Here is a 12,972-nt window from a genome sequence, read left to right on the forward strand (position 1 = left end):
TAAAAAAAGTATAAAAATGGCAGATAGGTGATCTATTGACTCCTTGATTGGTTGAAATAATGTCATGCCTTTGTTAGATCTAAGTTAGGTTCAAATAATATGCTAATTAAGTGAATAGAAATTAGCACTCTCTAGGGGATATTGAATGAATACTCTCTATCTAAAGGCCAAATGGTTTTTATACTTCTTAAGCTTATTAATAATTTCATCTATCTTCATGGTTAAAGCGATGGCAAATTCTGATAAGGCATACCTAGTTACACTGGCACAAGAGGGAAATTTATCTGAATTAAAACGTCAGATAGAACAAGGTGCAGATATTGAACAACGTGATCTAAAGTTACGCACACCGCTAATGGCGGCCACACATGCCAACCAAATTGAGGTTGCAAAATATCTGATTGAGCATGGTGCAGATGTTAATGCTCGTGATGCTATTCATGATTCACCATATCTTTATTCAGGCGCTAGAGGTTTACAGGAGATCTTAGAATTAACGTTATCGCATGGTGCCTCGCTTAAAAGTGTTAATCGTTATGGTGGAACAGCATTAATTCCTGCTTCAGAGCGAGGTCATGTAAAAACAGTAAAAACATTGATTGATGCTGGTGTGGATGTTGATCATATTAATCGTTTAGGTTGGACGGCTTTAATCGAAGCTATTATTTTAGGTGATGGTAGCCAAAAATATGAAGAGATTGTGACTTTACTTATTGAAGGCGGAGCTAACGTTAACCTCGCCGATGGCTCTGGCCACACACCATTAACCTTAGCTAAAGATAAAGGCTATACAAACATCGTTAATATACTTGAAAAAGCGGGGGCAAAATAATGTCAGATAAGCAATTTATACAACAAGCTATATCGCTTGCAATGGATAATGTGAAAGTGGGGGGAAGGCCATTTGGTGCGGTCATTGTGAATAATAATCAAGTGATTGCAAGTGCTGTTAATCAAATAGTAACGACAAATGATCCCACCGCCCATGCTGAATTATTAGCATTACGAGAAGCAGGTAAAGTATTAGGGCGAACAAAATTAGATGACTGTATTGTTTATGCCAGTGGACAACCTTGCCCAATGTGTCTTGCAGCCATGCGTATGGCGGGGATCTCTAAAATTTTTTATGCTTATTCTAATGAGGATGCAGAGCCTTACGGACTATCGACAGCCCGTATTGCTAAAGCATTAAGAAAGGAGCCAGAGCAACAAGAAGGCCTTCAATTTGTACAGATAAAAGCTGAGAATGAAATGCAACCTGAACTTTATCAGTATTGGTCACAGCAATCTTAAAGATGCTAAGTTTTCTATAAATAAAAGCCCTAAAAGCGAGAATTGAAGTAACAGCATAAGATCAGATACTTTTAGGACTTTTTATTTTTACTATTGATGATTAATCAACAAAATAATTGTTTTTCAGCAGGGGTCACATTTAACTGCGATTGCCAACTTTTGAGCGTTAACGTCGCCAACATGGCTAAACCTTCATAATAAGGGGAGGCCCCTTGTAAAGATAACTTTTCTAAATAACGATAAGCCCATGGCAGAAGGTGTTCTGCTAATAACTCATTGAGCTTTTCAGGGCGAGTTTCTGCAATCCATGCCACCATCATTACCATTAATCCAAAGTGATCTTCAGGCTCATTTTGAGTTAACGCAATATCAATGCCATTTTCTAGCATCCATTCACGTAAATCTAATGTTGAATTACCAAATAATACATTTTCATGATCAAGATAGACTGAGCCCCAAGGCGGTGCTGGAAGTGCGTAAGGGCCGACAAATAAACGCTGATAAGCTAGTGCTAAAGTTTCTTCATTTAATGAGGTTTGTGAAAGTAGACTTGCAATACGTTGCTTCTCTTCCTCACTGCCATACGGCCATTCATCAATCCACTTTGGGCTCGACAGCAGTTCGACAATGTCATTTTTTTCAGTGGGTGCATAATAAAATGCCGCACCTAAAATACGGGCAGTAAGAGAAATGTCAGTAATAAGTTGTTGTTCCATAATATTTTTATAATCCGCTTAGATTTATTGTCTTTACTATATGCGATTTTCTATCTAAACATAATGACGAAGATTAAAAAAGAGTGATACCGCATTATAAAAGGAAAACCGCCATAACAGATAAAAAGTATGGGCTTTTTAACTATTACAGCGGTTTAAAGGCAGTACTTTTAATTAACCAACCACAGCCATACCGACAGTCATATGTAAACCATAGAACACACCGCGTCCGATAAACTCACCGGCAAACACTAAAATAAAGCCCAATGCTAATAAAGCAACAGAAGGGTTATTTTTACGCAGAAGTGGTGCAATCCAGCAACTTAAGCCTAAAACTAAAGCTACTAATTTAATTCCCATTAAAGCACCATAGTTAGGGACTAAATCTACTGCTTTTTGTACAGAAGTTTGAATAGAGCTTAATTCAAAGCCTTGTGATGTTGCCACAATAGCACTCACAACAATTGCGATAACACTTAATAATGGCAATGCACTGACACAATTGAGGTTAAAACCCGCAATACGCAGTAAAAGTGCCGCTAAAATAGGGCCACAGATAAAGGCGGTTAGCACAAAATTAAATGTAGTGTAGCTGTTATACCATGTTGGAACGGTATCAATTTGGTATACGCGAGATATTGCTGTAATAAATAATGCAGCTAATACTATCACAAGGGCGACCCATAATTTGCCCAATGCAGCCGGCATCTTATTAAGTACAGCCAGTAACCAGTAGATCCCTCCCAGAGCAAAGAAAATTGAACCGCTGGCAATTTCATTACTTAATGATGAGTGACCCAGACGAAGTAATGAGTTAAATGCGCGTAATGGGGTTCCCATATGCATCATGGATAATAAGAAACCAATACCCATTAATACCCAAAGACCAAACATGCTGTAATGTACTTTTCTGTTCATTTCAGGAGAAAGCTTCCCCGAAAGAATAGCGCATCCCATGATAATAAATGCGCCAGCAACACTTTGACCGATAACAGTAAAGAACATCAGTGGCCATTCATGCAATCCCACCATCTTACACCTCCTCTGGGTTTGCCAGATGACCGGTGGTATCACCCACAGGACGGCTATTGGCATTTAATTTAAGGACAATATTTGGCTTGGTATATTTTGCTGAAGGAAGTGGGGCGATTTCAGCTAAATCACCATATTTAGCACGTAATTCTTCAATCGGTGCCATATCTAATGCACGTAGTGGACAAGACTCAACACAAATCGGTTTTTTGCCTTCAGCTACACGCTCATAACAACCGTCACATTTGGTCATATGACCTTTAACTTCATCAAATTGCGGTGCGCCATAAGGACATGCCATGTGACAATAACGACAACCGATACAAATATCTTCATTAACGACAACAAAGCCATCTTCACGTTTATGCATTGCACCACTTGGGCAAACTTTTGCACAAGCAGGATCGTCACAGTGGTTACACGAAATGGATAAGTAATAGGCAAAAACATTTTGTGTATAAACGCCATCTTGTTCAGTCCAATCGCCACCTGCATATTCATAGATCCGACGGAAATTGACTTCAGGGGATAAATTTTTAAAATCCTTGCACGCCAGTTCACAGGTTTTGCAGCCGGTGCAACGACTTGAATCAATGTAAAAACCATATTGCGTTGACATAACCAGACTCCTTACGCCTTGACGACTTCAACAAGATTACTGTGAGAAGGATTACCCTTGGCAAGTGGCGAAGGGCGTTGTGTCGTTAACACGTTAATGCTACCTGCGTGATCAATGCGGTTACTATCTGGGTTATACCAAGCACCTTCACTTAAACCTACTACACCGGGTAAAATGCGAGGTGTCACTTTTGCGTTGATCCTAACTTCACCACGATCGTTATAAATACGTACTAAATCACCGTGTTTAATGCCTCGTTTTGATGCATCAACAGGGTTTATCCATATTTCTTGTGGACATGCGGCTTTTAAAACATCTACGTTGCCATAAGTTGAGTGAGTACGTGATTTATAGTGGAAACCCGTCATTTGTAATGGATATTTTTCCATTGCTGGATCACCATAACTTTCAAAACCAGCAGAATAAATCGGCAGTGGATCAATGACATCGTCAGATGCAAGTTCCCATGTCGCTTTAATGTCAGCAAGTTGAGAAGAATAAATCTCAATTTTGCCTGATGGTGTCGTTAATGGGTTGTTTTCAGGATCATCACGGAATTTACGATAAGCAACATGATGACCTTCAGGGTCGCGTTTTTTGAAGATCCCTTGAGTACGGAACTCTTCAAAAGTGGGAAGTTCAGGTAAGTTTTGACGAGATTGTTCGTAAAGGTGACGTAACCATTCTTCTTGAGTACGATTTTCAGTGAATTTTTCACCTACACCCATGCGTTTTGCAATTTCGCTGGTCATTTCATAGATATTACGGCTTTCAAAGCGAGGTTTTATTGCTTGATCTGCAAAAATTACATACGCCATATTACCCGCCGATGCATCCATACAGAAATCCATCTGTTCTGATGCAGTGCAATCAGGAAGTAGAATATCGGCATATTTAGCAGATGCTGTCATATGGTTATCGATCACCACAATCATTTCGCATTTTTTATCGTCTTGCAAAATATCGTGAGTACGATTGATTTCAGAATGTTGGTTAACTAAACAGTTACCTGCGTAGTTCCATACCATTTTAATAGGCACATCAAGTTTGTCTTTACCACGAACACCATCACGAGTTGCTGTCATTTCTGGGCCACGTAAGATTGCATCCGTCCACATAAACATGGAAATGCTGGTGGTGACAGGGTTAGTGAACGTAGGCATACGAACAAAAGGAATGCTGTAAGAGCCTTCGCGAGCACCAGTATTACCGCCGTTAATTCCCACATTACCGGTCAAAATAGAGAGCATCGCAATAGCACGAGAAGCGAGTTCACCGTTAGAACGGCGTTGAGGCCCCCATCCTTGTGTAATATAAGCTGGTTTTGCTGTTGCAATTTCACGAGCCAATTTCACAATACGTGAAGCGGGAATACCTGTAATTTGCGCTGCCCATTCTGGTGTTTTAGGTTGACCGTCAGCGCCGTCACCTAAAATATAGGCTTTATAGTGCCCATTTTTTGGCGCACCTTCAGGTAGAGTGGTTTCATCGTAACCTACGCAATATTTATCTAGGAAAGGCTTATCAACTAAGTCTTCTTTGATCATGACATACGCTAAGGCATTGACTAATGCTGCATCCGTTCCTGGGCGAATAGGGATCCACTCATCTTCACGACCTGCACCCGTATCGGTATAACGCGGATCGATGATAATCATTCGTGCATCAGATTTCTCACGGGCTTGTTCAACGTAATAGGTGACACCGCCACCACTCATCCGTGTTTCACCTGGATTATTACCAAACATTACAACCAGTTTGGTGTTTTCAATATCTGAAGGGCTATTACCATCTGCCCAACCACCATAGGTGTAATTTAAGCCAGCTGCAATTTGTGCCGTACTGTAATCACCGTAGTGATTAAGATAACCACCACAACAATTCATTAAACGAGCAATTAATGTTGCTCCTGGTGGCCATGACTTCGTCATCGTGCCACCTAAAGTACCTGTGCCGTAGTTCAAATAAATAGATTCATTACCATAATCTTTAATCAAACGTTTCATGGTATCTGAAATCGTATCAAAGGCTTCATCCCATGAAATACGTTCAAATTTACCTTCACCACGCTTACCCACACGTTTCATTGGGTAGCGTAAACGGTCAGGGTTGTAAACACGACGACGCATTGAGCGACCACGTAAACAGGCACGAACTTGGTGTAATTCTTCGTAGATATCATTACCCGTATTGTCGGTTTCTACATATTTAATTTCACCATCAACAACATGCATACGTAATGGACACCGACTACCACAGTTTACTGTACAGGCACTCCACACCACTTTTTCGCTATTCGTTGTCGGTTTTGTCTCTGTGGCGATGGCTTGATTAAAGGGGAGAGATAATCCCCCTGCAGTTATTGCTAAACCACTCGCTGCACCTGTTTTTACAAAACGACGGCGAGATAAGGGAGTGGAAAGTAACGCCATCTCTTTGATGTTTTTCATACATTACTCACTTGATTATTTATATTTTTAAGAAAAAAGAAGCCAACAAGCTTATAGAAATAATTATTGTTATTGTTGTTAAAAAATAAGCACTTTAACGTAGGTAATAAAACCCAACTGTTAATGTGGATATTACGTATTTTCTAAAAGTTGTAGTTGCTTTACATCAAAGAAAAGTGATTTATTACAAGCGTTACCAGTTTTTGAGGTTAACTTAAGTTTTTGTATTAGTTAAATTTAATCAAATGATTGACAGTGTTATATAATAAAATATATAACGATTAATAAAGTATTATAATGTTACTGATAACAGAGAATAGACGAAATAATAATGCACTATCTATCAGATTTGACTGGATAATTTGCCAATAAAATTAATGAATGGAATATTTTTTTCTCAAATAAAATTATTTAACATTATATTAATTTGTTTAGCTAAATAAAAAATAATTTGTTTAGCTATTAGATTATTTTAAGTTACTTTTATTGTCTAGTTAGGACTAGTTATGTGTCTTTTTTGTCGTTTAGATCACAAATAGAACGCTTTTATCCGTATATTTATTGCCATTCAAGATAGGTTTTTATTTAATCATATTATTAGCTAAACCGTTTTAGTTTTTATGACTGCTATTAATGATTGGTTTATAAACGAAGTAAGACTTACCGAGGCTATGATGAATATTGAGAATATTGCTCGCCAACTAGTACCTTTATTGGGAGGTGCTGAAAACATTGCCAGTGCGGCGCATTGTGCTACTCGTTTAAGACTTGTATTAGTCGATGACACTAAAGCTGATAAAGAGGCAATCAATAAATTAGAAGGTGTAAAAGGGTGTTTTAGTAATGCAGGGCAAATTCAGGTAATTTTTGGTACTGGCTTAGTTAATAAAGTGCATGCTGCCTTTATTGCTGCGGCGGGTATTGGTGAATCAAGTAAATCTGAAGCGGCAAATATTGCAGCCAAAAAGCTTAACCCATTTCAGCGAATAGCTAGACTGCTTTCTAATATTTTTGTACCTATTATCCCTGCCATTGTGGCATCGGGTTTATTAATGGGGTTACTTGGGTTAATGAAAACTAACCAGTGGGTGAGCCCTGATAATGCACTCTATATCATGTTAGATATGTGTAGCTCTGCGGCATTTATTATTTTGCCTATTTTGATTGGTTTTACTGCGGCAAAAGAGTTTGGCGGAAATCCTTATCTTGGCGCTACATTAGGTGGAATTTTAACGCATCCTGCATTAACTAACGCATGGGGCGTTGCCGCTGGTTTTAACACCATGAACTTCTTTGGGTTAGAGGTGGCAATGATTGGTTATCAAGGTACTGTTTTTCCAGTCTTGCTTGCCGTTTGGTTTATGAGTGTCTTGGAAAAACAATTACGTAAAGTTGTTCCTAATGCTCTCGATTTAATTATCACGCCATTTTTAACCGTTATTATTTCGGGCTTTGTGGCGTTATTAGTTATAGGGCCTGTTGGTCGCCTTTTAGGTGATGGTATTTCACTATTATTAAGTACCTTAATTACACAAGCGGGTTGGATAGCAGGGCTGATCTTTGGTGGCCTTTATTCTGTGATTGTTATTACGGGTATTCACCACAGTTTTCATGCTGTCGAAGCGGGTTTATTAGGTAATCCTAATATTGGAGTTAACTTTTTATTGCCGATTTGGGCAATGGCGAATATTGCTCAAGGTGGTGCTTGTATAGCCGTTTGGTTTAAAACTAATGATGCAAAAATTAAAGCAATCACAATCCCATCTGGTTTTTCCGCTATGTTAGGTATCACTGAAGCGGCAATTTTCGGGATTAATTTACGTTATGGAAAACCTTTTATTGCTGCGTTAATTGGTGGTGCAGCTGGCGGTGCTTGGGTTGTAGGCTCGCATGTTTATATGACAGCCGTAGGGTTGACTGCTATTCCGGGTATTGCAATCGTGCAAGCAGGTTCAATTATGAACTATATTATTGGCCTTGTGATTGCCTTTGTGACTGCGTTTGTTATCTCTCTTTTGCTGAAATACAAAGTGGAGTCTGCATAAATGAACACAAACGAAGGGTTATCTGCGATTTTACAATCGGTCATGCGTAATAGCGCTAAAGCCATAAAAGATAAATATTATCCACATTGGCATTTAGCGCCAGTAACTGGGTTATTAAATGATCCCAATGGATTTTGTTTTGATGGTGAATATTATCATCTGTTTTATCAATGGAACCCTTTGTCTTGTGAGCATAAACATAAATGTTGGGGTCATTGGCGCTCAAAGGATTTGATTACTTGGCAGCATCAACCTATTGCTTTACTACCTGATGAATTTTATGACAAAGATGGCTGTTATTCTGGTAGTGCCGTGATCTACCAAGGGAAATTAACTCTTTGCTATACCGGTAATGTCAAATTTGAGGATGGCTCACGTACAGCATGGCAATGTTTAGCCGTTGAAAATCAACAGGGAGGTTTTGATAAGTTAGGGCCTGTATTAGGGCTTCCTGAAGGCTATAGTGGTCATGTCCGTGATCCGAAGATTTGGCAATATAATGATGTCTGGTACATGGTATTAGGCGCACAGAACTTAGATAAACAGGGTAAAGTTTTACTCTATCGTGCATCTCACTTATATCAATGGCAATTAGTCGGCGAGTTAGCGGGAAGTTATTTAGGCGGGTTAGCTGATGCGGGTTATATGTGGGAATGCCCAGATCTCTTTGAACTAGATGATCGCTTTATTTTATTAACATGTCCCCAAGGGATAAAAAGAGAACAACAACGATTTTTAAATTCGCATTCTAGTGCCTATTTAATCGGGGATTTTGATTATTCAACATTGCAATTTCAGCATGGTGATTTAGTCGAACTAGATGCAGGTTTTGAGTTTTACGCACCTCAAACAACATTAGTGAATGGCAGACGTTTATTATTTGGTTGGATGGGAGTTCCTGATGGTGAAGAGATGTATCAACCGACTATTGCTAATGGCTGGATTCACCAAATGACTTGCCCTCGCGAATTACATATAAAAGAAGGGAAGCTTTATCAACAACCCGTAAAAGAGTTACAGCAATTAAGACAAAAGCCAGCATATTGGCAGGGTATTGCTGATGATGCGCCAGATATCAGCGGATTTTCGTTTGAATTTGAAGTAGAGCTATTTGGCTCTCTTACTATTTATTTTTCTGATACTCTTGCTTTATTCATTGAAGATGATCAAGCCGTGTTAAAACGCCGTAGTGTTAAAAATGGGGAGTGGCAATCACGTTTCTGGTCTGGTGATATAAAACATCTTCAAATATTATGTGATAGCTCCAGTGTAGAGATTTTCTTTAATGGCGGAGCCGGTGTGATGAGTAGCCGTTTTTTCCCCTTAGAAAAACAGACTATTTGTTTCTTGGGAAAAGACACAATAAACCTCACAACTTGGCCATTAAAGAATGCATTACTCAGTTAGATCCAATTATATAAACAATAAAACAGTTTAAGTTTAGCGAATGTGACATTAAGTAGAATAATAGTGAAAAAACAAAAACGTATCACGATCACCGATATTGCAAAATTAGCGAGCGTTTCAAAAACAACGGCAAGTTTAGTATTAAATGGCCGTGGTAAAGAGATGCGTGTATCTGATGATACTATCGCACGTATTACGGCTATTGCTGAACAATATCAGTATCAGCCTAATATTCATGCTCGCTCTTTACGTGATAATCGTAGTTATGCATTAGGGTTGGTTATTCCTGATATTACTAACTATGGTTTTGCTTCTGTGGCGTATGAACTAGAAATATTATGCAGAGAAGCAGGTATTCAATTACTTATTTCTTGTACTGATGAAAATGCGGCTCAAGAAACGCTGGCAATAGAACATCTATTATCACGTCAAATAGATGGTTTGATTGTGGCTTCTTGTTTACAAAGTGATTTTGAATATCAACGTTTAAGTAAGCAAATACCTGTTGTGTTATTTGACCGGTATTTTGAAGGAACAACATTACCTTTTGTTGTCACCGATTCAATAACGGCAACACAACAAATTATTGCAGAAATTGCTTCGACAAAAGGTATTGATGAGTTTTATTTCCTTGGTGGGCAATCAACGCTTTCACCAACTAAAGATCGTCTTTTAGGTTTCACCCAAGGGCTTTCACAAGCACAAATCAATCTAAAATCAGAGTGGATCATACATGGGCATTATCACCCAAGTTCAGGTTATGAAATGTTTGGCTCTTTGTGTGCATCGTTAGGACGATCGCCTAAGTTTGTTTTTACTTCTGCTTGTGGCTTATTGGATGGCGTGTTGCGCTATCTAAGTCAAAATAAAATTATGCAAAATGAAGTCTATTTAGCCGGTTTTGATGATCACTATTTGTATGATTCATTATCAATACCAATAGATACTATTGCACAAAATAATCCTGAATTAGCATCACACTGTTTCCGACTGGTCATGGGATTAATAAACCAGACAAACTTAGAAATTCATCAAATTTTTGTTCCAGCAAAAATTCATCAACGACATGAGTAAGACTGAGCAATTTTATGCAATCACCAGTATAGTGTTTATGATACAAGCTGATGATTTTTACTGTTGATGGAGTCAATATTCAATGCGCCAAGAGCAGGCTAAACTTATCCACCTTCCTGAGCTGAATAGCCTTGCTTATCTGCAAGCTGAATATTTACACCAAACTTTCTCTCGCCATACCCATGAAGGCTTCTGTATTGGTGTAATTGATGATGGCGCACAGCAGTTTTATCGCACAGGAAGTGAACATATCGCTCCTAAAGGAGACATCATTATTGTTAATGCAGATGAAGTTCATACCGGCTCCTCTGCGGTTGAATCTGGTTGGGCTTATCAAGCTATTTATCCCACACCAGAATATCTGCAAACATTAACGCGTGATCTACAACAAGAGCAGGGTGCCACGCCTTGGTTTCCTGATGCTGTTATTCACGATCCTGGTTTAAGTCAGCAACTTTTATTACTTTTTTCATTACTGGAACAACCTAATAATTATCTTTTAAAAGAATCGCTATTGCTTTCAACAATGGCAATGTTGATTTTGCGTTATAGCAAAACAAGAACCCAAGAAAAACCATTAAGTGCTATAGGGCAACGGTTACAGTGGGTGAGTGAATTAATGAATGACACACCTGAAAATGAGTTTTCACTCAACACGTTAGCTGAAATGGTGAATTTAAGTCCATGGCACTTTTTACGTCAGTTTAAAAAAGAAATAGGTATGACCCCTCATGCTTGGCTTATTCAAGCCAGAATTCGTAAAGCAAGGCAGTTACTCTCTTTAGGTCATACACTTACTGATGTAACACAACGTTGTGGTTTTTCAGATCAAAGCCATTTCCATCGTCATTTTAAAAACGCTATTGGTGTTACACCGGGAAACTATTTAAAAGGGCTTCGATTATCTTCCTCTTTAAAATCCCCCTTGTTGTAATAAAAAATTAAAAGAGCAATTTTATACAATCCCATTTATCTTTACTGACTGATAATCATTCTCTATAGAATTAATGTATTAGACGTGAAGACAGATAAATGGAAAAAATCAAAAATAACACTGAAGATAAGCAAACTATGCGTGCCTTTGGTTTAGGCGCTTTACATGTTTTGCCTTTATGCCTTGCGGTGATCCCTTGGGGAATACTCGCAGGTTCAATGGCTGTTGATGCAGGATTAACCTTTGCACAAAGTGTCGGAATGTCTGCTATTGTTTTTGCAGGTGCGGCGCAATTAGTAACATTAGGGTTAGTTGTTTCTGGGGCAGGGATGCTAACCATTATTGTTTCTGTCTTTTTTATTACTGCCCAACACCTTTTATATGGTTTAACCTTACGGCCTCATGTTGCTCATTTAAAATGGTATCAACGCATTACGATAGGTTTTTTATTAACGGATGAGCTTTTTGCAGTGTCAGCACAACCTAAAGTGAAACTAACACCTGCTTATATGATCGGTGCAGGATTATGTTTTTATTTAGCCTGGGTAGCGGTCAGTATTGTTGGCATTATTATGGCAAGCCAAGTTTCTGATTTATCACGTTATCATCTTGATTTCTCTATTGTTGCTACGTTATTGGCAATTGTGATCCCGTTAATAAAAACATTTAGTACGTTAGTCGGTGTTATTGTCTCATTTTGCCTTTCAATTGTTTTCAGTTGGTTAAATATAGAGGGTGGTGTCGTTATTGGTGGGCTAACAGGTATGTTTATCGCGGTTTGTGTTGCAAGAATAAGAGGAGAGCAAAAATGACATGGTCGTTATTATTAATTTTGGCACTGGTCATTTTCATGCTGCGTTATTTCTTTCTCGAACCAGCAGTACCTGTCAAATTACCGCCAGTGATCAGACAAGCCTTAGGATACTCTGCACCCTGTTTATTAACCGCAATCTGTGCGCCAATTGTACTGTTAGAAAAAGGCGAATTTAAAGGTATTTTAGATAACCCTTATCTTTGGGGAACTTTATTATGTGTAGGATTAGCGCTTAAAATACGCAATACATTAATAGTGGTTTTACTGACCTTGGTTGGTTTTTATCTTCTTAATGCCTTATTAAACTGAATACTAAAGGTGATTTTATTTAACGTAATATTTACATTTAAAAATAATCATTTTTGTATTAATGTAGTTCGTTATTTTATCGGCCGTCTTTGAACGGCTGATTCTACCTCTCTTTTCTGTATTACCATTCATTATCCGACTCGTTTCACCTCTCATTTTTAACGTATACCAATTGATGTTGTGTTAAAAAAATGTGATCTAAATTGCTTCGATTTGGTTTTGCTTCTGTTTTTGGTTTTTTGTTTTGAATACCATCGCAGAATCACAGACCTGATCTCC

General features: G+C 38.4%; 12 protein-coding genes. 8 read left to right on the forward strand and 4 right to left on the reverse strand.

The genetic code is table 11. From position 1 onward, the window contains the following. Positions 1-145 precede the first annotated feature (145 nt). Both GWI68_RS18080 and GWI68_RS18085 read left to right on the forward strand, forming a co-directional pair. A complete protein-coding gene (locus GWI68_RS18080; RefSeq protein WP_109408163.1) occupies positions 146-832 on the forward strand; it encodes an ankyrin repeat domain-containing protein in 687 nt (228 codons plus the stop codon). Then, complete coding sequence (locus GWI68_RS18085; protein WP_166541176.1) at positions 832-1,293, forward strand: nucleoside deaminase; 462 nt, start codon at positions 832-834, stop codon at positions 1,291-1,293. Before GWI68_RS18080 ends, GWI68_RS18085 begins: the two co-directional genes overlap by 1 nt. Positions 1,294-1,397: 104 nt before the next feature. On the opposite strand, the gene dmsD is transcribed toward GWI68_RS18085, so the two are convergent. The 4 genes from dmsD to dmsA form a co-directional block, all read right to left on the reverse strand. After that, the gene (dmsD, locus tag GWI68_RS18090) at positions 1,398-2,009 is read right to left on the reverse strand and encodes a Tat proofreading chaperone DmsD (RefSeq protein WP_166541177.1); all 612 of its coding nucleotides are present in this window, start codon (positions 2,007-2,009) and stop codon (positions 1,398-1,400) included. 174 nt (positions 2,010-2,183) lie between these two features. Beyond that, positions 2,184-3,041 (reverse strand): DmsC/YnfH family molybdoenzyme membrane anchor subunit, encoded by an 858-nt coding sequence (locus GWI68_RS18095; RefSeq protein ID WP_166541178.1) that lies wholly within the window; start codon positions 3,039-3,041, stop codon positions 2,184-2,186. 1 nt (position 3,042) lies between these two features. Continuing rightward, entirely contained in the window at positions 3,043-3,660 is a 618-nt protein-coding gene (locus GWI68_RS18100) for a DMSO/selenate family reductase complex B subunit (protein ID WP_023582154.1), read from the reverse strand. Between the two features lie 11 nt (positions 3,661-3,671). Beyond that, the gene (dmsA, locus tag GWI68_RS18105) at positions 3,672-6,110 is read right to left on the reverse strand and encodes a dimethylsulfoxide reductase subunit A (protein WP_166541179.1); all 2,439 of its coding nucleotides are present in this window, start codon (positions 6,108-6,110) and stop codon (positions 3,672-3,674) included. Between the two features lie 674 nt (positions 6,111-6,784). Between dmsA and GWI68_RS18110 the strand changes: the two genes are divergently transcribed. From GWI68_RS18110 to GWI68_RS18135, 6 genes are all read left to right on the forward strand, one after another. After that, complete coding sequence (locus GWI68_RS18110) at positions 6,785-8,155, forward strand: sucrose-specific PTS transporter subunit IIBC (protein WP_109402365.1); 1,371 nt, start codon at positions 6,785-6,787, stop codon at positions 8,153-8,155. Continuing rightward, positions 8,156-9,562: a sucrose-6-phosphate hydrolase gene (locus GWI68_RS18115; RefSeq protein ID WP_166541180.1), complete on the forward strand. Its 1,407-nt coding sequence runs from the start codon at positions 8,156-8,158 to the stop codon at positions 9,560-9,562. It begins immediately after the preceding gene. A 60-nt stretch (positions 9,563-9,622) separates the two neighbouring features. Continuing rightward, positions 9,623-10,636 carry a LacI family DNA-binding transcriptional regulator gene (locus GWI68_RS18120; protein ID WP_227336956.1) on the forward strand — a complete coding sequence of 338 codons (1,014 nt, stop codon included), beginning with the start codon at positions 9,623-9,625 and terminating at the stop codon, positions 10,634-10,636. An 82-nt stretch (positions 10,637-10,718) separates the two neighbouring features. Beyond that, positions 10,719-11,570, forward strand: coding sequence for an AraC family transcriptional regulator (locus tag GWI68_RS18125; RefSeq protein WP_109408170.1), 852 nt, complete (start codon positions 10,719-10,721; stop codon positions 11,568-11,570). A gap of 98 nt (positions 11,571-11,668) precedes the next feature. Next, positions 11,669-12,382 carry an AzlC family ABC transporter permease gene (locus GWI68_RS18130; RefSeq protein WP_227336904.1) on the forward strand — a complete coding sequence of 238 codons (714 nt, stop codon included), beginning with the start codon at positions 11,669-11,671 and terminating at the stop codon, positions 12,380-12,382. Further along, positions 12,379-12,693, forward strand: a complete 315-nt coding sequence (locus GWI68_RS18135) for an AzlD domain-containing protein (protein WP_166541182.1) — start codon at positions 12,379-12,381, stop codon at positions 12,691-12,693. The genes GWI68_RS18130 and GWI68_RS18135 overlap by 4 nt, the downstream gene beginning before the upstream one ends. Positions 12,694-12,972 lie beyond the last annotated feature (279 nt).

This window comes from Proteus sp. G2669 (assembly GCF_009915245.1).
GTDB lineage: Bacteria > Pseudomonadota > Gammaproteobacteria > Enterobacterales > Enterobacteriaceae > Proteus.